This window comes from uncultured Campylobacter sp. (genome assembly GCF_937959485.1).
Taxonomy (GTDB): Bacteria; Campylobacterota; Campylobacteria; order Campylobacterales; family Campylobacteraceae; genus Campylobacter_B.
In genome coordinates, this window is record NZ_CALGPY010000014.1 from 337,736 (window position 1) to 358,688 (window position 20,953).

General features: G+C 43.1%; 19 protein-coding genes and 1 pseudogene. 14 read left to right on the forward strand and 6 right to left on the reverse strand.

Annotated elements, in window-relative coordinates; genetic code table 11:
- Nucleotides 1-199 precede the first annotated feature (199 nt).
- From Q0380_RS10360 to Q0380_RS10395, 8 genes are all read left to right on the forward strand, one after another.
- On the forward strand, nucleotides 200-715 hold the full coding sequence (locus Q0380_RS10360) for a hypothetical protein (protein WP_298963461.1): 516 nt from the start codon (nucleotides 200-202) through the stop codon (nucleotides 713-715).
- 1 nt (nucleotide 716) lies between these two features.
- On the forward strand, nucleotides 717-1,088 hold the full coding sequence (locus Q0380_RS10365; RefSeq protein ID WP_298963464.1) for a hypothetical protein: 372 nt from the start codon (nucleotides 717-719) through the stop codon (nucleotides 1,086-1,088).
- 322 nt (nucleotides 1,089-1,410) lie between these two features.
- Nucleotides 1,411-1,824, forward strand: a complete 414-nt coding sequence (locus Q0380_RS10370) for a hypothetical protein (RefSeq protein WP_298963466.1) — start codon at nucleotides 1,411-1,413, stop codon at nucleotides 1,822-1,824.
- Nucleotides 1,811-2,350, forward strand: a complete 540-nt coding sequence (locus Q0380_RS10375; protein ID WP_298963468.1) for a hypothetical protein — start codon at nucleotides 1,811-1,813, stop codon at nucleotides 2,348-2,350. Before Q0380_RS10370 ends, Q0380_RS10375 begins: the two co-directional genes overlap by 14 nt.
- 35 nt (nucleotides 2,351-2,385) lie before the next feature.
- A complete protein-coding gene (locus Q0380_RS10380) occupies nucleotides 2,386-2,523 on the forward strand; it encodes a hypothetical protein (RefSeq protein WP_298963470.1) in 138 nt (45 codons plus the stop codon).
- Between the two features lie 8 nt (nucleotides 2,524-2,531).
- A complete protein-coding gene (locus Q0380_RS10385) occupies nucleotides 2,532-3,317 on the forward strand; it encodes a hypothetical protein (protein WP_298963472.1) in 786 nt (261 codons plus the stop codon).
- A gap of 113 nt (nucleotides 3,318-3,430) precedes the next feature.
- The gene (locus Q0380_RS10390; RefSeq protein ID WP_298963474.1) at nucleotides 3,431-5,512 is read left to right on the forward strand and encodes an RNA degradosome polyphosphate kinase; all 2,082 of its coding nucleotides are present in this window, start codon (nucleotides 3,431-3,433) and stop codon (nucleotides 5,510-5,512) included.
- A gap of 503 nt (nucleotides 5,513-6,015) precedes the next feature.
- A complete protein-coding gene (locus tag Q0380_RS10395) occupies nucleotides 6,016-9,006 on the forward strand; it encodes a TonB-dependent hemoglobin/transferrin/lactoferrin family receptor (RefSeq protein WP_298963476.1) in 2,991 nt (996 codons plus the stop codon).
- 763 nt (nucleotides 9,007-9,769) lie between these two features.
- Here Q0380_RS10395 and Q0380_RS10400 read toward each other — a convergent pair.
- From Q0380_RS10400 to aspS, 5 genes are all read right to left on the reverse strand, one after another.
- Nucleotides 9,770-11,266: a hypothetical protein gene (locus tag Q0380_RS10400; RefSeq protein ID WP_298963478.1), complete on the reverse strand. Its 1,497-nt coding sequence runs from the start codon at nucleotides 11,264-11,266 to the stop codon at nucleotides 9,770-9,772.
- Nucleotides 11,267-11,468: 202 nt separating this feature from the next.
- Entirely contained in the window at nucleotides 11,469-11,987 is a 519-nt protein-coding gene (gene ppa, locus Q0380_RS10405) for an inorganic diphosphatase (protein ID WP_298963480.1), read from the reverse strand.
- Between the two features lie 9 nt (nucleotides 11,988-11,996).
- Complete coding sequence (locus Q0380_RS10410) at nucleotides 11,997-12,428, reverse strand: NirD/YgiW/YdeI family stress tolerance protein (protein ID WP_298963482.1); 432 nt, start codon at nucleotides 12,426-12,428, stop codon at nucleotides 11,997-11,999.
- A 198-nt stretch (nucleotides 12,429-12,626) separates the two neighbouring features.
- Nucleotides 12,627-13,208: an adenylate kinase gene (locus tag Q0380_RS10415; protein WP_298963486.1), complete on the reverse strand. Its 582-nt coding sequence runs from the start codon at nucleotides 13,206-13,208 to the stop codon at nucleotides 12,627-12,629.
- Nucleotides 13,205-14,959, reverse strand: a complete 1,755-nt coding sequence (gene aspS, locus Q0380_RS10420; protein ID WP_298963488.1) for an aspartate--tRNA ligase — start codon at nucleotides 14,957-14,959, stop codon at nucleotides 13,205-13,207. Before aspS ends, Q0380_RS10415 begins: the two co-directional genes overlap by 4 nt.
- 83 nt (nucleotides 14,960-15,042) lie before the next feature.
- Here aspS and Q0380_RS10425 point away from each other — a divergent pair, with 83 nt between their 5' ends.
- From Q0380_RS10425 to Q0380_RS10450, 6 genes are all read left to right on the forward strand, one after another.
- Nucleotides 15,043-15,918 carry an NAD(+) kinase gene (locus Q0380_RS10425; RefSeq protein WP_298963491.1) on the forward strand — a complete coding sequence of 292 codons (876 nt, stop codon included), beginning with the start codon at nucleotides 15,043-15,045 and terminating at the stop codon, nucleotides 15,916-15,918.
- Nucleotides 15,912-17,435, forward strand: coding sequence for an AAA family ATPase (locus tag Q0380_RS10430; RefSeq protein ID WP_298963493.1), 1,524 nt, complete (start codon nucleotides 15,912-15,914; stop codon nucleotides 17,433-17,435). Before Q0380_RS10425 ends, Q0380_RS10430 begins: the two co-directional genes overlap by 7 nt.
- A 125-nt stretch (nucleotides 17,436-17,560) precedes the next feature.
- Nucleotides 17,561-18,358 carry a TatD family hydrolase gene (locus tag Q0380_RS10435; protein WP_298963495.1) on the forward strand — a complete coding sequence of 266 codons (798 nt, stop codon included), beginning with the start codon at nucleotides 17,561-17,563 and terminating at the stop codon, nucleotides 18,356-18,358.
- Nucleotides 18,355-19,353: a lytic transglycosylase domain-containing protein gene (locus Q0380_RS10440; RefSeq protein WP_297882548.1), complete on the forward strand. Its 999-nt coding sequence runs from the start codon at nucleotides 18,355-18,357 to the stop codon at nucleotides 19,351-19,353. Before Q0380_RS10435 ends, Q0380_RS10440 begins: the two co-directional genes overlap by 4 nt.
- A 13-nt stretch (nucleotides 19,354-19,366) precedes the next feature.
- Nucleotides 19,367-20,122, forward strand: a complete 756-nt coding sequence (locus tag Q0380_RS10445) for a septal ring lytic transglycosylase RlpA family protein (protein WP_298963496.1) — start codon at nucleotides 19,367-19,369, stop codon at nucleotides 20,120-20,122.
- A gap of 235 nt (nucleotides 20,123-20,357) precedes the next feature.
- Nucleotides 20,358-20,594, forward strand: a complete 237-nt coding sequence (locus Q0380_RS10450) for a hypothetical protein (protein WP_298963499.1) — start codon at nucleotides 20,358-20,360, stop codon at nucleotides 20,592-20,594.
- A 72-nt stretch (nucleotides 20,595-20,666) separates the two neighbouring features.
- Here Q0380_RS10450 and Q0380_RS10455 read toward each other — a convergent pair.
- Nucleotides 20,667-20,953, reverse strand: a pseudogene (locus tag Q0380_RS10455) (hypothetical protein); the annotation flags it as partial.

Consider the following 20,953-nt stretch of genomic DNA (forward strand, 5'->3'; position numbering starts at 1 on the left):
CCCGTTGCGAGCGAAATTTTACGGCGGATTATGGAGCTTTCGTGCGTAGCGGGCGGCGGGCGGCGAAATTTTAAAATTTCATTTAAGTGTGGGCGGCGGGCGGGATTACGGCGCACTTATTGCGCTACCGCGCCTCTTAAATTTTAAGAAGCAGCTAAAAATTTTTATATATAATCGCCGCTTAAAACAAGGAGTGTTAATGAAAAAATTCTATCTTAAAATTTATATACTCACGTTTATGGCGGTATTAATAGCCATCCCTGCGGCGGCAAAAGTAAGCATAGACGACTTCAAAACGCAAGAGGAAAAAGATTTAGCGATCTCTTGCGATGACGGCGATGGGAAATACAGCGCGTGTATGAAACTGGCTGAAATTTTAACCAAAAGATGCGATAATGAAGATTTTAGGAGCTGCGAGATTGCGGGAGAGTTTTTATCTGCATTCGGACGATACAGAGACGCTATCGCTCCTTTAAGCAAGGCTTGCGATGCAAATTTACTGTTATCTTGCGTTTCGTTAATGACGACGGATATAGTAGCTACGGGAAATATCGATAGGGCGATAAGAAGCTTGGATAAAATTTGCGATGCCAAAATTGATGGCAGTGAGGAATATTGCAAATTTAAAAGCGAGCTTGAAATTTGCTTAAAAGATACGGAATGTAATCCGATAAAAAGAGGCAAAGAGCTTCTAAACTGGATAGTGGAGCAATGATATGAAAAGTTTGGTATTGATAGCGATGTTGGCATTCTCGTGTGCGTATGCAGGTTTCGATTTTAAAGAAAAGGATTTAGCAAATTTACATTCGCTTTGCAATAAGGGCGACGGGAAATATAGTGCTTGCACGAAGCTAACGGATATATTATCAAAGCATTGCGATATTGACAATGCCGAAAAATGCGGAGAGCTCGGATATGTGCTATATGAGATAGGCAAGACCGAAGAGTCTATCGCACCATTACAGAAAGCTTGCGATGCGGATTTGGCGTTTTATTGCTTTAAATTAGGATCAGATGAGCTTGGGCGCACAGATAATATAAATAGAGCGTATGCTAGTTTTTCAAAAGCTTGCAAGCTTGGCATTTAAAGATGAAAAACTTCTACAAGTATCTTGCATGGCCGAAGATAAATTAAAAGAGTGTTTAAGCAATAGCGAATGTAATCCATTGAAAGTGATAGAAAGTATTTACTACACGGCTAAAAGTATAATGCAAAATTAAAATTTTTAATTAAGGAGTAAAAGATGGCAAATCCAAAGAAGGGCAAAGAGCAATAATGAAAAAATTTTATCTTAAAATTTCGTTATTTGCGTTTATAACGGTATTCTCGGCGATCCCTGCTGCGGCACAATCGTCTTTAACAGGTTTAAAAAGTTAGAAGATTTGAGGAGCGAAGAGCAAAGAGCGCTTTTGAAATCCTGCGATTACGGTGACGGAAAATATAGTTCGTGCAATAAACTCGTTGAAATTTTATCTAAAGAGTGCGATGGCGGTGATATGCGCTCATGTGCTATACAGAGTGATCTTTTGCGATCATTACGCCGAATAGAGGAAGCTACGAAATATCTGATTAAGCTGTGTGATTCTAATAGTACATATCACTGTTTTATATTGGGTACGCTAGATATATATGTAAACGGTAATATGCAAGCAGCAATTAAAAGTCTTGAAAAAGTTTGTAATAGCGATCTTAAAGATAGAGATATAGTTTGCAAAAATATCGAGGAACTGAAAGCTTGCCTGAAAGACAAAGAGTGTAACCCTATAAAAAAAGGTAAAATTATTTTTGAAGGTGTCGAAAGGAAATTGTATGGGGAAAATTAATTTTGTATTTTATTCTATGATATTTTTAGCTTCTATCGTAATGGCTGGTAAGCATACGGCTGAAGAGGAAAATCTTTATAACGAATGCTATAAAGGAAACGGCAAATATAGCTCTTGTACTAAGCTAATAGAAATTTTATCTAAAAAATGTGATGGCGGAGATATGATCGGATGCTCGGATCTTGGTTCTATATTGGGTATTGAACTCGGTATGCGCGAAGCGGCTTTTGTGCCCTTAGAAAAATCCTGCAAGGCGGGTGTTGCAGCCTCTTGTTTTAACCTCGGAATTCATGATATAGGTTTAAGAGGCAACATTAAAAAGGCTGTAATGAACTACACTATAGCTTGCGAAAAGTATTCAGAACGCTTGGAAGAAGAAAGAATATTTAAACTAAGATCTTGCGCGTTAAAGGTAGCTTTAGAAAACTGCTTACGAGATGAGGAGGAACACGATCCCGTAAAGTGTGCGATAGAAGCATTTGAAGAAATAACTGATAAATACAACGCAAATTCAACAAAGGAGTAAAAGATGGCGAATCCAAAGAAGGGCAAAGAGCGATAATGAAAGAATTTTATCCAGCAATTTTGGCGCCTTTAATAACGCAAGCCGCGGCAGAACCCAACAAAAGCGTAGCCGATAGCAAAGAGATAAAATTTACGTCGCCTGCCGATCTAAATTTAAATTTATATCATTCGTAAGGATTAAAATGAAAGCACTATTGTTTGTACTAGCGTCGGTTCTGTTTTTGAAAGCCGCGAGCGTAAGCGAAATTTATTCTCTAGGGGCGCCTGCGTGCGATATTTACGATTTAAATTTAAAGAAATGTAATAGCGGCGACGGCGAAGCATGCTATTTGGCGGCTTTAATTCTAAATAATAAATCTTGCGCACGAAAAAACGACGATTTGGCATTAGAATTTTTTGAAAAATCATGCAGTTTGGGATATGCCAAAGGCTGCATTTTTATGGGACAAGCGTATTCGCTTACTTCTTTGGACGAAAAACACGCGAAAATCAAGACATATTACGAAAGAGCTTGCGAGCTAGACGCGAAATTTTGCGACGATTACGGGCTTTTATATTTTTACGGCGAGGGCGTAAAAAAGGATGAGCTTGCGGCAAAAGAGTATTTTAAAAAATCCTGCAATGCAGGAAATCCCGCAGGATGCGGGCACTTTGCCACATCGTTAAACAGAGAGAATGAGAATATAAATGAGGTTATGAAATTTTATGAAATCGGCTGCAACGGAGAGCATTACCCTTCGTGCTACGCTTACGGACTGCTGTTGTGGGCTAAAGTAGATAAAAATAAAGGCAAAAATTTTTGCAAGAAGGCTTGCGATAAGGGTAATGTAAAGGAGGCGTGCAAATGGGTGCTTGATATGAGCGAGGAGGAGGAAGAGCAAATTTTATATTTGAGGCGGTATTTAAAGCTGGGCTGCAAAGACGGCGACGCGCAAATGTGCAAGGATTTAGGAAAAATAGGGAATTAGAGCAGAATTTTAAATACTAAATTGCCCCACTTGCAAGCTCATGAAATTCGGACTTTAAAATTTAATCTTAATTGGGCTATAATCTTAGAATTAATATTCAAAAAGGAGTTTTTATGCAAACACAAAATAATTTTATAAACCGCGAGCTAAGCTGGCTACGCTTCAATACTCGCGTGCTGGAACAATGCAAAAAGGATATCCCGCTAATTGAAAAATTAAAATTTCTAGCCATTTACAGCACGAATTTAGACGAATTTTATATGATCCGCGTGGCGGGTCTAAAGCAGCTTTTCACCGCCGGCGTTATAACCAGCGGGGACGATGAGATGACGCCTCTTGAGCAGCTACGCGCGATCCGCTCCTATCTAAGAAACGAACAAACCGAGCTTGAGCAGCAGTATTTCGGCATCCAAAAGGAACTTTGCAAAAACGGGCTTTTTATCAAAAGCTACGACGAACTGCAGCCCGAGCTAAAGCCCGTGGCGGACGAGTTTTTCTTCTCGCAGATAATGCCCGTCATCGTCCCGATTGCAGTGGATGCAACTCATCCTTTTCCGCATCTAAATAATCTCAGCTTCTCCCTTGCGGTCAAGCTCTGCGATGAGGGCGCTCCCGAGTCGGTGCATTTTGGAATGATTAGAATTCCGCGCGTGATTCCGCGCTTCGTGCAGGTCGCGCAAAATACCTACGTGCCGATCGGCACTATCGTAAAGCGCCACGCGGAGGAAATTTTCCCCGGCTACAAGCTCATCAGCTCCGCAGCCTTCCGCGTCACGCGAAACGCAGATATCGTAATCGAGGAGGAGGAAGCGGACGATTTTATGATGATCCTGGAAGCGGGGCTTAAGCTGCGCCGCAAGGGGGCTTTCGTACGGCTTCAGATCGAAAAGGACGCCGATGCTGAACTATTAGAATTTCTAAATTCCCATCTTAAAATTTTTTACAAAGATATATATGAATGTGCCGTGCCACTTACGCTGGACGGGCTTTGGGAGATCGCTTCTAATAAGGATTTTTCCTTTCTAGCCCATCCTCAGTATCTACCAAAGACGCTGCCCCCCTTTAACGAAAACACCTCCGTTATGAGCGCGATGGAGAAGGAGGATATCCTGCTGATCCATCCTTACGAGAGCTTCGATCCTGTCCAAAAGCTCATCAAAGAAGCAGCTAAGGATCCGAAAGTCATCTCGATCCGCATGACGCTGTATCGCGTGGAGAAAAACTCCCCGATCGTTCAAAGCCTGATCGAAGCCGCAAGCGACGGCAAGCAGGTGACGGTAATGGTCGAGCTTAAGGCGAGGTTTGATGAGGAAAACAACCTGCACTGGGCGAAAGCGCTCGAAGACGCGGGCGCGCACGTGATCTACGGCATCACGGGTTTTAAAGTCCACGCCAAGGTAACTCAGATCATCAAAAAAGAGGACGGTAAGTTAAAATTTTATATCCACTTAGGCACGGGCAACTACAACGGCTCGAGCGCTAAAATTTACACCGACGTGAGCTTTTTTACCTGCGGCGATCGCTTCGATAAGGACACGACGAATTTCTTCCACATCCTCTCGGGCTACAACAAAAACCGCAAGCTGGACAACCTCTCTATGTCGCCGATGCAGATCAAAGAGCGGCTCCTGGCGATGATAAAAAATGAGGAAAAGCAAGGCTCTGCCGGCAGGATCATCGCTAAGATGAACGCTCTTGTCGACGGCGATATGATCAAGGCGCTGTATAAAGCAAGCGCTGCGGGCGTAAAGATCGATCTCATCGTGCGCGGCATCTGCTGCTTGCGCCCCGCACTTAAGGGCGTTAGCGAAAATATCCGCGTGATCTCGATCGTCGGCAAATACCTGGAGCACGCTAGAATTTTTTACTTCGCGCACGCCCAGCCCAGCCTATACATCGCGAGCGCGGATTGGATGCCGCGAAATTTGGAGCGCAGACTGGAACTAATGAGCCCGATTTACAACGAAAATTTGCAAAACAAGCTCAAAGAAATTTTAAAACTTCAGCTAAGTGATAACGAGCTTGCATTCGAGCTACAAAGCAGCGGCGAGTACCGAAAGATCGCGCCGAAAAAGGGCGAAGAAAAGATCGACGATCAGGAATTTTTAGAAATTTATTTCAATAAAATTTATAAAAACATCCGCAAGCACGACGAAAGCGACACGGCGCTAACCAAGCTTTTGAAGGAGAGCTAACGCGGTTCTGTTCGGTTTGCGCCAGGGCTAGCAACGCATTAAGCCCGCGCGCAACCCGAGCCTATAGATGCTAAATGAGGAATTTTGCGCCGCAAACGCGCAGTAAATTTACGGAAATTCGAAATTTTATAAATTTTACCGAGCGCGGCTTCGTAAAAATGCCAGTCCGCCATGATGCCCGAAATACTACGTGCGTAGATAAAATTCCGCTTGCTTATAATAAAATTTTAAAATTTTTTAACTTAAAATTTCAAAATTTATTTACCCGTCATCGTTTAGTATTTCATAAAAATACTTTTAAATTTAAAGTAAAAATTTGTAATTTTAAAAAATGTAAATTTAAGAGATAAAGGCGTAAACCTGGGAATTCTTTAAATTTAATTAAGTTCTATAACTATAAATGATAAATAAAATTCTTTTTAATTTAAATTTAAAGAATTTTTCACTAATATACTGCTTTTTTTAATAACGCCTATGAGAAATAGTATTATAAAAGGATCAAAATGAGCTTATTTAGGTTTTTTATTGCAGCGGGGGGGGCGCTTTGTTTATGCGCGGCCACTTTAGCTGCACAGGATGATAGCGAAGGTGGCTCCCAAAATTTAGGGCAGATCAATGTTACGGGAAACGTAGAAAGCGACCCGCTTACCAAAAAAGTCGGCGAAACTAAAAAGAGCGCCAAGCAACTCGCTAAAGAGCAAGTTAGCGATAGCAGAGATATGGTTCGTCACGAAACCGGCGTTTCAGTTGTCGAAAGCGGAAGATTCGGTGCTAGTGGCTACTCGATCCGCGGAGTAGATGAAAACCGCGTAGATATAAGCATAGATGGACTTCGCCAAGCAGAAACATTAAGCTCGCAAGGTTTTAAAGATCTATTTGAAGGATATGGAAACTTTAATAATACTAGAAACGGCGTTGAGGTTGAAAACGTAAGACAGGTAGATATCACTAAAGGTGCAGATTCGGTAAAAAGAGGCTCGGGCGCGCTAGGTGGCTCAGTAGCGTTTGAGACAAAGGATGCGAGAGATTATCTAACGGAGAAGGATTGGTATTACGGATTTAAACGCGGGTATCAAAGTGCGGATAGACAAAACTGGCAAAGCCACGCAGCTGCAGTTAGGTTTAAGTGGTTTGATCTCTTGGCTATTCACACCGATAGAGAAGGACATGAACTAAAAAACTGGGGATATAAAAAATATGATCCTACTGTTATAAGAAAAGTTAGAGAAAAGCCTGATCCTTATAGAATTTACAAAAAAAGCACATTGGTAAAATTTGGCTTTCAGCCTACCGATACCGATAGATTTAGCTTAGGATACGATAAGTCTAATATAAAATCAGAGGGAATAGACTGGTCGAATCAATTTGCTCTTTATAATACGCAAACTCCTTGGGGAGCCTTGACTAATGACATACGACATACCAACGATAGAAGCGAAAGAAAAAACTATTCGTTCACTTACGAGAATTTCGATGAAACGCCTTTATGGGATAGCTTGAAATTTAGCTATAACAAGCAACACATTAAGCTAAAAGCGAGAACGGATGAGTATTGCGAAGGCGATAACTGCGCGGGAAATTCAAATCCATCTGGCCTTCATATAAACAAAGACGGAAAAATGGTAGACAAATATGGAGGGGAAGTTAAGACATGGCTAAAGTGGGGATTTATGCCTACGTTAGTAGATAGTCAGTTTGATTTTTCAGATCCGGATAATCCAAAGAATGAATCCCATATATTAGATATGAATGCATATAGCAGTTATAAACCTAATGATGATGCCTATATAAATTGTGATGAATATGATTGCTCTAAAGGTATGACTCTTTTTGATACAAATAGCGGTACATATAAAACATATTCAATAAATAAAGTAACTACGCCTTATAGTAAAGGCAATTACGGCAAATTATCACCAGTTGGTTCGGATGAGATACTTTTACCTAGCCAAAATGGATACGTAGAAAACAACTGGAAGGATAGAGATTTAAATACCGATACTAAGCAGTTTAATCTTGATCTTACAAAAGACTTTCATATAAAAAGCACAGAACACTCTTTAAGTTATGGAGGGCTTTATAGTAAAAGCGATAAAAGTATGGTAAATAGGGCGGGTTATTCTCCTCAAAATAAACAATGGTGGGCTAAATACTTTGCAGGAGTTAGAAATACTAATCCTAAGTTTCCCATATTAGGCACTTGGTATCCAGATAAATGCCAATCATATACCAATGCCTCTGCCTATAATAACGCTTGCGGTCACGAAGATGATCCTTTTAGCTTCCTTATTCCGGTTGAGACCAAAACCGGAGCGCTTTATGTGGGAGATGACTTTCGTATAAACGATGTTTTAGCCTTTGATCTTAATTATAGGTATGATAAAGTTAAACACAATCCATCATATACCCCAGGCGTTACGCCAAAAATTCCAACTGATCTATTTATCGGGATGTTCGTTCCTTATACTCCGCTTCCCGGTACGCCGTCTAGTGATGAGATAAAGGCGCATAAGAATGCAAATGCAGAAGCCAATGCCGTATATTTAGCTTCTCAGAAGAGAAAATATTCGGCAAATTCATATTCTTTATCTACAAGCATCGATCCGCTTGATTTTTTCAGGCTTCAGCTTAAATATGCAAACGGATTTAGGGCGCCTACTTCGGATGAAATTTACTTCACTTTCCAGCACCCTGATTTTTCGATATATCCGAATTTGGATTTGAAAAAAGAAACGGCAAAGACTAAAGAGATTGCCTTTACGCTTCATAATTCTCCAAGCTTCGTTACATTGAATTTATTCCAAACGGATTATAGGAATTTTATAGATTTACAGTATAAGGGGGAATTCCAGCTTCCTTATGGAAACGGTGGAAGTACAATGCCTGCCTCTGTGTATCAAAACGTAAATCGTCCAAAAGCAAGGGTAAGAGGAATAGAGATAGACTCGAGACTGGCTTTGGATCAAATTTGGCAGCCATTGCAGGGTTTTAGCATTGGATACAAGCTAAGTATCCAAAAGGGTAGAATGGACATAGGTAATGGCAAAATAGATACCCCGATGAATGCGATCCAGCCTAGAACGGCGGTTTATAGTGTAAGCTACCAAAGCCCAGGCGATAAATTCGGCGCGGATCTATTTGTAACTGCGGTAGCTACAAAAAAAGGAGACGACACCTATAATATGTATTGGTATGAGCAAGCGCGAAGCGGCAAAATCGTAAACGGCAAACCTGTAAGCAATAGCGAAGTGGAATGGAGAAGCGGCGGATATACCACGATAGACTTCGTAACATATGTAAAGCCGATCAAATATCTAACTCTTCGTGCAGGCGCATATAATATAACCGATCGCAAATATATCACTTGGGAAAGCGCCAGATCAATAAGGCCTTTTGGAACTAGCAATCTGATAGATCAAGAAACAGGGCTTGGCATCAACCGCTTTTACTCGCCGGGTAGGAACTATAAACTCACATGGGAGTTTCAGTTTTAAAAATTTAATCAAATGTTTGACGTCTTATTAAAACAAAAGCCTTTGGAATCAAAATTTATAGATTTATTACTAAATTTAAAAAGGATGGTGATAGTAAATCATTTGGCATCATTTAGATTTCCGAATTTTATGTGGCGTGTAAATTTCAAATTTTACGTAGCACGGCAGTCCAAGGGCTCCTGTCTGTAATTGATGTCAGCTTTATAATTTTGCAATGACGTCCGCGGTCTTTCCCTCGCTTAGAGATCGAATTTTTTGCCCGTGTAAATTTATCGAGCCGGAAAACATAGCATCCGTATGTGCTAAAAATTTCGCAGGCGCACAGCCCTACACTAAGCAAATCGCAGGGGGAATTTTAATGTCGTAAATCTTGCAGACGTATCATCTCGCTTCCAGGCAGCGAGAGGCTTTTTGTGGCAATGAGCGCAATCTATTCTCTTCGCTCTATCTCGCCCGCTTGTGACGATAAGTCTTATAAACGCAGTGGTCCTTTAAAAATTTTAACTTCAAATTTTACTCCGAAGCTCGCTAAATTTAAGGAAGAGCCCACACAGATAAATTGTTCTATTTTCCGCGGCGCCTGAGGTTTTTAAATTCGCGGCGCCTGCAAGGAGGTTTTAAAGCTCGCTAAGTCTCGCCGTCGTTAGCGCGCAGGGCTGATCCGGCTAGCGATCTTTTGCGCGGTTTATCTCCTTGTATTACTTGCTTAAACTCCCGCCGCAGTATATGTCGGCGCCGGACAAATCATAGCTTCGTTTTAAATTTAATCCTCATATCCTCTAATGCCAATATGCCTTCCCTCTATCTTAGGAACTACGGGCTTCTTTTTAAGCTTAACGCCATACAAATTAATGCCGTAAAGTTTGCTAAGGCGGATAAAATCGACGTTAAGCTCCTCTAAATCGGTATCGCGAAGATCAAGATATTTAAGACTCGTCATATTGTTTATACTCTGCGGTAATTTTTTAATTGCAGTCTCGGAGATATCTAAAATTTCTAAATTTTTTAAATTTCCGATGCTTTCCGGAAGCTGCGTAATATTTTTGCCGTGGATGTAAAGCTCCTTTAAATTATGTAGGTTTCCGATGCTCTCAGGGATTTTCGTAATGGCTTGGCTGTTAATTTTCAGCTCTTCCAAAGCATCAAGCATGCCGATGCTCTCAGGCAGACTCTCTTGCTTATATCTGCCAATATCAAGCTTTTTTAAGCTTTTTAATGCGCCGATACTTTCAGGAATTTCTTGTATATTTTCAGACCAAATATCAAGCTCCTGTAGATTATGCAAATCCCCTAACTCGGACGGGATCGTTTTGATATTTGAACTTATATGAAGCCTTTTGAGCGACGGGATTTTCACGGCGAGCCGTAATCTCTGCTCGTCCATATGACCCCACTCCTCAAGATTGGGTAAATTTACGATATTTTCAGGAGGAGAGGTAAAATCTTCGCTTAGTTCCTTTAGACTCGGCATTCGCGAAACCTCATCGGGTAGCGCCTCTATATGCGTGTTCGTAAGATATAAAATTTCCAGACTTTTCAGCTCTGCTAGATACGTAGGCAAAGTATGTAAAAAATTACAACTATAACAGTGGAGCTCTCGCAGCTTGCTCATCCCTGTAATCTGTGGCGGCAATTGCGAAATATGCGTTTCATCCAGTTCGAGATATTCTAAATTCTTTAAATTCGCTACATTCGCGCTCAACTCTTTTACGGGGCAACGATCCAAAATCAGCGTCTTAAGATTCGGAATTTTAGAGATATTTTCACTAATCTCCGTAAATTCGGTAGCGCGCAAGCCTAAATACTTGAGCTTTTTTAAATTTTGCACGCAAGAGGGCAGATCCGAAACTCTTGTGCCTTGCAAATCGAGCTTTTTTAAATTTGAAAGCAAGCAAATCTCGGGCGGAACCTGTGTAACTTCATCCACTCTAATCGGCGAAACGGTCATAAAATTCGCGTTTCTGCCGAAGTCTAGCTCATCAATGTCCGCAAGCTTTTCATACAAATCCCACGTCGTAGCGATATCGCTAAAGAAGCTTATACCATAGTAATTCTCTCGCCCTTTATCGCTAAAGCGTAAAAAATTCGCCAAGTTTTGCATCTGCGTATTTTGATCCTCTCTCAGCTTTGGGCTAAACTTCAGGCGGATGTCCTGCGCATCGTTTGACATACTAATTTTAATGCCTTTAAAACCGGAGATTGATTGTATGCAGAGCGAAAAAGCAACTGCTATAAATAGCGCGATATAAATCTTTTTCATTTGAGTCGCCTTTTTAAAATTTAAAATTTTAGTATCTAGCTGCGCGATATTTATAAAATTTAAGCGAGCGCTTTGCAAGCTTGATTTAAAAATCCTCACATCGCTCTGCGCTTCGCAAATTCCATCAAATTTTAAAATTTTGGAATTTCGCCAGCGTCTTAAAGGTGAGGCGAAATTCCAAATCAAAGGATGCTTGTAAATTTTATTTATAAGCCTTAATCGCTTTGTCAAGGATTTTCTCGGCCTCGGCAGCGCTTGCGAAATCCTTTACTTTGACCCATTTATTCGGCTCTAAAAGCTTGTAGGTTTCGAAGAAATTTTTAATTTTATCCAGCGTCGCTTTAGGCAGATCGGAGATAGATTTAATGCCCTCATATCGCGGATCGATCTTGCTAACCGGCACGGCAAGCAGCTTCTCGTCCATTCCGCTTTCGTCCTCCATCATCAAAACGCCGATTAGGCGGCACGGGATCACGCTGCCTGCGGCAAGCGGGTATTCGTTTAGCACCAAAACATCCGCGGGATCGCCGTCATCGGCTAGAGTATTGGGTATGAAGCCGTAGTTTGCGGGGTAAAACATCGCGCCGTAGAGCACGCGATCTACGTAGAGCGCACCGCTTGCTTTGTCGATCTCGTATTTGATATTCGAGCCGTAAGGGATCTCGATCACTGCATTGATTTTATCGGGGTTTGAGCCCACTTTTATCTTTGAAAGATCCATAGTTTTCCTTTATTTAGAATTTAAAATTTTGATATTTTTCACGTCTATCGTCGTTTTGGTAAAATCTTTATCGATCTCGCCGCTAATTCGCACGAGCGTATTTTCATCCACGCTCACGTCGCGCCAAACGTCATCGTCGATCTCGACCTCGATGCTATCGCCGTTTTGATCCACAAATCTATAATGCTCGTGTCTGAGTTGAGATTTTATCTTGCCGTCGATTACGACAAAAGAATCATCTCTTAATTTAAGCGCTTCTTTGACGCTTGACGGTTGAGTTTGCGCCGCGGAGCCGCTTGGCACAAAGCCGCCCGCGCCGAATGCAGCCGCACACAAAGCCATACTAAGTAAAAATTTTCTAACCATATCTATCCTTAAAATTTTAACCCCTGCATCCGCAAACAGATCCGAAATTTCATTAAATTTAAAATCCGCTTGCATTTGACGATCGCATTTAAATTTACACGGCGAGCTGCTTAAATTTACGCTTGAATTTTAGCTATCTCGCGCAACGGCAAGCTATAGATTTAAAGGCGCACTCGCAAAAAAAGGCGCATTAAATTTAAGCGCGATTTGCGCCGCTTGCGGTATAAAAAAGGAGCTGGAGGCGCTCAAAATTTAAGCCGCCATCCAAGCGCGCTAGCCTAATTTTTCGATCTGCGCAGCGATTATAGCGTTTATGTCCGCTACGATCTCCTCGACCGTGCGCTCGCCGTTTACGCTGTAAAATACGCCCGCGTCGCCGTAAAATTTACGGATATCCTCGATCGGCTCTGAAAATACCGCCATGCGGTTTTTAAAGACTTCCTCGTTATCGTCCGCCCCGCGAGCGCGCCCCAAAACGCGCTGCTCGGCGACCTCCTCGCTGACGCACACCTCGATGACTGCGCTAAGATTTACATCATCGTCTCCTCGCAGTACCTCGTCTAGTTTGCTCATCTGCTCGACGCTTCTTGGATAGCCGTCGATGATGATGAAGTCTTTAGGCGAGCTTTTAATCGCGCTAACGATAGCATTTACGACGATATCAAGCGGCACGAGATTGCCTTTAGATATGAAACCATCTATCTGCCTGCCCAGAGCGCTGCCGCTTGCTACCTCGGCGCGTAGTAGATCGCCCGTGGAGTAGTGCTCGATGCTTTGATTCATCTGAGCGATCATGCTCGCATCGGTCGTTTTGCCGCTTCCCGGAGCGCCGATGATTAGAAAAAGACTTTTCATTTTTGCTCCTTCTTATGAAGCCTAAGACCTAGCTCGCGAAGCTGCTCGTCGGTCACGACGCTAGGGGCTTTGGTAAGCGGACACTGCGCGCGCTGCGTTTTAGGAAACGCGATAACCTCGCGAATACTGCTTGAGCCGGTAACGAGCATCATCAGCCTGTCAAAGCCGATCGCAATACCTCCGTGCGGAGGCGCGCCGAAGCTTAGCGCATCGAGTAGGAAGCCGAATTTCTCCCTCTGCTCCGCAGGCTCGATTTTAAGCAGCCTAAAGACCTTTTCTTGAATGTCCGCCTTATGGATCCTGATGCTGCCGCCACCAAGCTCAATGCCGTTTAGCACGACGTCGTAGGCAATCGAGGTAATATCCTCCAAATCTGGCTCGTCGGGATTGTTCGGCATCGTAAAAGGATGGTGCATCGCGGAGTAGCTGCCGTCGTCGTTTTGCTCAAACATAGGGAAATTTACGACCCACAAAAACTCAAGCCTGTTCGGATCGATCAGACCAAGCTCGTTTGCGAGGAAAATTCTAAATCTACCCATATAATCAAGCACGATTTTCTTTTTGCCCGCGCCGAAAAACACGACGTCGCCGACTTTTAGCTCGCAGCGCTTGATGAGTTCGTCCAGCTCGCTTTTTTCAAAGAATTTTACCAGCGGTCCCTTTAGCCCGTCCTCTTTTACTTGGATAAACGCGAGGCCTTGCGCGCCGAATTTTTTCACGTATTCCTCAAAGCCTTGCATCTGGCGCTTGCTAAATTTCAGATCGCCGCCCTCGACTTTAAGAGCTTTTACACGGTTAGCCTTGCGGTCTTTGGCTAAATTTGAAAAAATTTCGTTGCTCGATTTTTCAAAAATATCGGCTACGTCGATGAAAGGCATATCGTAGCGCAGATCGGGTTTGTCGCTGCCGTAAAGCTCCATCGCGTCCTTATACTCCATATGTCTAAAAGGAGTGACGATCTCGCGGCCGCAGGATTTGAAAATATCCTTTAAAACCTCCTCGGCTACGCTCATTACGTCGTATTGGGTATTGAAGCTCATCTCGATATCGATCTGCGTAAATTCCGGCTGGCGGTCGGCGCGCAGGTCTTCGTCGCGAAAGCAGCGCGCGATCTGGAAGTATTTATCAAAGCCCGAGCACATCAAAAGCTGCTTGAAAAGCTGCGGACTTTGCGGAAGCGCGTAGAAGCTGCCAGGATAGACGCGGCTAGGCACCAGATAATCCCTAGCGCCTTCAGGCGTCGCGCGCGTTAAGATCGGCGTTTCGACCTCCACAAAGCCTAGCCTATCAAGAGCATTTCGCGCGGCGATCGCAGCCTTGGAACGCATCTTAAATTTATCGAAGCTTCCCTCGGCGCGCAGATCCAAAAAGCGATATTTTAGCTTCGTTTCTTCGTTGACGCTTTTATCGCCGATTACGAAAGGAAGCGGCTTGCTTGGATTTTCGATCTGCAGATCCTCTACCACGACTTCGATATCGCCGGTTTTTAAATTTGGATTTTCCAGCCCCTCGCCGCGAGCGCGGATCTTGCCGACGGCTTTTAGGACGAATTCGTTTCGCACGGTATTTGCTACCTCGTATGCCGAGCTGCTATCTTTGGGATCGCACACGAGCTGAAGCAAGCCGCTTCGGTCGCGCAAATCTATAAAAATCACGCCGCCGTGGTCGCGGTAAGAATTTACCCAGCCACACACGGTTACACTTTTGCCGATATCGTTTTTACTCAAATCGGCGCAATAATGACTTCGCAAATTTACTCCTTTAAAATTATTTGTAAAATGCAAGTATAGTTAAATTTTGCTTTTACAAAGCTAATTTTTTATAAAATAAAACTATGGAAAACAAAATTCATAAAAACCTTAAATTCGCGGGGCTAATAGCCAAAAAATCAGAAGAGATTCGCCCCGTCGTGGAGCAAATTTGCGAAATTTTAAAAGCGCAAGGTATTGAGCTTTTGCTTGAAGAGGACGGAGCGGAATTTTTCGGCCTTAAGTCGCATACGCTTGCAGAAATTTTAAAAAAGACCAATTTTTTAATCAGCCTCGGCGGCGACGGCACGCTCATCGGGCTTGCGAGGTTGCTAAGCGACAAAAACGCCTTTATTTTGGGTATCAACGCAGGTACTCTCGGGTTTTTAACGGACGTGCAGCCGAGCGAATTCGCAAAATTTTTAAAGGAATTTTTGCGTGGCGAATACGAGATCGAGCGCCCGTTTTTACTCGAAGTGATACTAGAAAACGGCGGCGGTAAAATCATCCGCAAGACCGCATTTAACGACGTCGTAATCACCCGCAGCCACATCTCCTCGATGGCGAAGATCGATGCGTTTTTAAATAGAAAATATTTCAACACCTACTACGGCGACGGCGTGATCGTAAGCTCCGCCGTGGGCTCGACCGCGTACAATATGAGCGCGAACGGCTCGATCGTCTATCCGCTATGCGACGTGTTTTGCGTCACGCCGATCTGCTCGCACAGCCTGACGCAGCGGCCTTTGATCCTTCCAAAAGAGTATCTTGCAAGCTTCAAAAACGCCGGAAGCTCCGAAGTTAGCGTCGTCATCGATGGGCAAGACGTTTTTGATATTGCGGAATTTCACAGCGTGAGCGTTAAAATTTCACACGCAAAGGCAAATTTAATAAAACGCAGAAGCTACGATTATTTCGACGTTTTAAAAGCCAAACTCAGATGGGGGCACGGCGGATGCTAGAAAGAATTTATATTAAAAATAATCTAGGTTTTTGCGAGAGCGAGCTTAGCTTTGGCCCAGGGCTTAGCGTATTTACAGGTATCAGCGGCGCGGGTAAATCGGTATTAATAGGCGCGATTTTAGCGGTGTTCGGGCTTAAAGAATGCGAGGCAGAGCTCATAGAAGCGGACGTAGAGCATAAATTTGATATGGAAAATTTCGGCTTGATAAACGATACGCCAAATACCTTTCGCGTCCTAAAAGAGCGTAGCTTGCGATACTTTATAAATTCCCAATCGGTCTCGAAAAAAAATCTAAGCACGATCGCCGGCGAATACGTGAAATTTTTAGGCGCGAAAAACGCCGGCGAAATGAGTAGCGACAGCTTGCTAAAATTACTTGATTTTATCGCCGCGAAAAAAGATGCGGCACACACGCAAAGCCTATCGGAGCTTCAAAGCGCCTTTACGGAATTTAGCCGCACAAAAAAGCAGCTGGATGAAATTTTGGATCAAGAGCGCAAGATCGAGGAGTTAAAGGAATTTGCTCGCTTCGAGATTGAAAAAATCGAGCGCGTATCGCCTAAGATCGGCGAATATGAGGAGCTTTTGCAGATCAAAAAAAAGCTTAGTAAAAAAGATAAGATCGAGGAACTTTGGGCTAGGGCGCAGGGCGTTTTTGAGCTAGAACGCAGCGTCATCGAAGCGCTAAGTCTTAGCGGGCTGGATAGCGCATTTTTCGAGGATGCGATGAACGAGCTGCGGCTAAAGCAAGAAAGCTTGAATTTAGACGAGCTCGAAAATATCGACATAGAGAAAATTTTAGATCGCATCGAAGCTCTTAGCGCGCTAAATAGGCGCTACGGAAGCGTAGAGGAGGCGCTAGCTACGCTTGAAGCGCGCAAGAAAGAGCTTGAGCATTACGAGCAGTTAAGCTTTGAAAAAACCAAGTTGCAAGCGGAATTTAAACGCCTTAGCGAAAGTACCGCTATCCTTGCCGAAAAAATTAGCGAGGCTCGCAAGGGCGCTAAAAAACGGCTCGAGGATCTGATAAATTCCTATCTAAAGCAGCTTTATATGGACGGAGTGGAGCTTAGTTTTAAGCCCGTGGTTCTTAGTGAGCACGGCACGGACGAAATTTGCGTCAGCTTGTGCAAGACGGAATTTAAAAATTTAAGCTCAGGCGAGACGAACCGCCTACGCCTTGCTTTCATCGCGGCAAGCTTGGAGCTTACAAATAACGGCGAGGGAATTTTAATCTTAGACGAGATCGATTCAAATTTAAGCGGAAAAGAGGCAATGAGTATCGCTAACGTGCTGGTAAAAATTTCAAAATTTTATCAAATTTTTGCGATCTCGCATCAGCCGCAGCTTAGCTCAAAGGCTGCGTCACACTTTTTAGTAAGTAAAACGAACGGCAAATCTAGCGTGAGATTATTAAGCGAAAATGAGAAAATAACAGAGCTAGCTCGTATGATAAGTGGCGAGACTATTACTGCAGAAGCCCTGGAATTCGCTAAAAAACTAAGGCAAAGCTGAAGGAATTTTAAGCTTAAGTTTAAATCTGAAATTTTTTGCTACAATACCGCGTTTAATTTAAATTTAAGTGTGATTTTGCAAAACGACGTAAAATCCGCTTCGAAAAATTTTATCAAGTGAGTTTTATGATTATAGATACACATTGCCATTTAGACGATGCTAGTTTCGATGCTGATTTGGACGCGGTGATTGAGCGCGCCACGATTGCAGGCGTGCGCAGCATCATCATTCCCGGTGCCGATGTAGCAGACCTAGATAAGGCATGTGAAATTTCGCACGCGCGGAATAATGTGTATTTTGCCGTAGGGGTGCATCCATACGAGATAGATTCTTTCGATATGGAGGTGCTGAAGCGGTATGCTGACGATCCCAAATGCGTGGGCGTTGGCGAATGCGGTCTTGATTATTTCAGACTTAAGCAGCAAGAGAGCAAGGAAACCAAAGCCTTAGAAATCTCCCGCCAAAAAGACGCTTTCATCTCACAAATCGATCTAGCAACACAACTTCAAAAACCACTTATAGTCCATATCCGAGAAGCAAACGAAGATAGCTTTGGAATTCTAAAAGATCGTGCCGGCGATTTATGCGGTGGTGTTTTGCACTGCTTCAATGCCAGCAAGCTTTTGCTAGGTCTTAGCGAATACGGATTTTACTTCGGTATCGGCGGAGTTTTGACATTCAAAAATGCAAAAAACTTAGCTGAGATCTTACCGCAAATTCCGCAAGAGCGCCTTTTAATCGAGACGGATGCGCCCTATCTGACCCCACATCCGCATCGTGGCGAGCGCAATGAGCCTGCATTTACGAGACTCGTGGTAGAAAAAGTCGCGGAAATTTTAAGCCTAAGCGTAGAAGAGGTTGAAGCAATAACGACTCAAAACGCCTGCAGGCTTTTTGGCGATAAAATCAAAGGAGAGATATGAAAGCCATAAAATTTATACTGCTAGCCCTACTTTTAGTGGGCGAAGCGTTTGCGAGCCAGCCCGGTCTGATGCGCGCAAATCACGACTATATTTTAAATCAATTCGGCATCGAAAATAACGAATCGAGCAAAAACGTAGTTGCGGGCATATTCCGTGCGATCAATGCAAGCGATCGCAAGCAGTTTAAGCATATCGTGACTTCACAGTCGCACAATGCCTACTTAGTCAAATCCGAGGTCGATAACATCGAAGCTCCGGAATTCTTATTGTATTTGGCAATGGTAGAATCTCATCTTAAAAACACCGTAACTTCGGGCGCTAGCGCAGGTGGTATGTGGCAGCTGATGCCGGCGACTGCGAAAAATTTCGGTCTTAGAGTAGATAGCGCCGTAGATGAGCGTCGCGATCCCGCAGCCTCTACGGATGCTGCGTTTTCGTATATTTTGCATCTGAAGCAAAATTTTGGCAAGTGGTATTTAGCGCTAATGGCGTATAATTGTGGCGATCAAAAGCTTAAAAATGCGATTGCAGCTACTGGCAGCGACGATCTGGATCGCTTGCTAAAAAGCCCCGCACTTCCTAATGAGACTAAGAATTTTATCAAGCGTATTATTAAATACGCTTACATCGCTCAAAATGAAAATATGCGTAAAATTCTGCTTTTTGAAAGCGAGCCATGGGGGCTAAAGCGTATCGCAGTAGCTCCGGGCACAAAGCTAAGCGCAGTTGCAAAACAGATCGGAATTTCGCCGTCGCAAATGCAGGATTACAACGCGCATATTAAAAACGGAATTTCGCCGCTTAACGGCAAGTACTTCTTTTATATCCCACAAAGCAAATATGCAGAATTTGTCGTAAATCAAGGCGCGTTTCAAGCGTATGAACCACGTCTGAAACAGCGCAAGCCAGGACGCGTGTTAGCAGGTTTGGCGAACGAGCTTAGCCTCAAAGACAAAAACGAAATAGCGCTAAATAATATAAAATTCAACAAATAAGATTGGACCGTAGGTGTCGTACCAGAAAATCGCTCTTTTTAGTGCGCTTTTTGCGCTGATTCTTGCCGGTTGCTCGTTTCGCACCGCACCGCCTTCTAGATCGTCTGCGAGCGGTGCGGGCAAGATCGGCAAAAACTCTCCCGCCACCATGCGCCCTTATAAAATCAACGGCAAAACCTACTACCCCGAGCAAGTAAGCGTCGGTGACACTCAAATCGGCATCGCCAGCTGGTATGGGCCGAATTTTCATGGCAAATACACCTCAAACGGCGAAATTTACGATATGAATGGCATGACTGCCGCGCACAAAACCTATCCAATGAATACTATGGTAAAGGTCACGAATCGCGATACCGGCGCTACCGCAACCGTGCGCATCAACGACCGTGGTCCATTTGTGGATGGTCGCATCATCGATCTTAGCAAAACAGCTGCCAATCTGGTGGGCGTTTTTGCCAGAGGTACGGCGCCGGTAAAACTCGAAGTAGTGGGTTTTTATGGGCGCACTATTGCTAAAGGTTCGCCGAAAGCAACCATTGTCGGCGGAAATTTTATGGTGCAAATCGGTGCGTTTAGAAACAGAAGCGGCGCACAAATTTATCAGCGCGATTACCACGGCACGGCGGGATATCCTGCGATCATCAAAGAATTTAGCATAGATGGCGCGCCGATTTATCGCGTCTTTTTAAGTGGATTTAAGAGCGAGGATGAGGCGAGAGATTTCGCGCATAATGGCAAGTTTACTGGAGCTTTCATCGTAAGGGAGTAGTAGTTTTATTTGACGGCTTTTCCTTCGTTTTTTGCTTGATAAGAGCTTTGTTAAATTTATTTGTGAGCTACTTGCGGTAAAATTTCCCGTCATCTAATAGTTATCTGCTTTAGCTGCGGCGAAGTGCGAACTACTTGCAAGCTATTCGTAGCAAAAAGTGCGCCTGCCCGCTTGAGCTTTGTTTTTTAATAGGGCGCCGCAGCTGATAAAATTTTATATTGCTAGGGGATAAAGCATGCAAAAATATCCGGAAGTTTATAGTTTAGAAAAGAGTTTGGCTATACTTGAAAAATATAAAGACGAGCTGAGCGCAGAACAATACGAGCAAAATAGATCTATCATCTGCAACCTTGCGATAGAGGGTATGTTTGCAAACGAGCAAGATATAATCGATCTTATCAGGGTCGATAAGGGAGAAAGAACGCCCGATGAGATAATAAACGAATATAAAAAAGAGTGGAGCGTTTTATAGCGCAGTAGAAAATTGAAATTTGATAGTGAAATATCAGATGTATTTTGACGCAGCTCATCGATTCTTTGAATTTTAATCGTGCAGAAAAGTTACGACTTCATGATCTTTTGGTAAAAATTTTCTGCCATCGATACCATCATCTCCGTATTCCAACAATGCTTCATTTAAAATTTCATAAATTTCACCTATTGAAATATCTCCAATGTCAGAATTTACGCTTTGGAATTTATATTTGATTTTAAATGGATTTTCCGTGAAATATTTACTCGTAGTCTCATCATAAATTCGCCTTATATCAAGCTCGATATTTTTACCTTTATAATGAAGCAACCAAATATCCTCGCCCGTATAGCCATCTC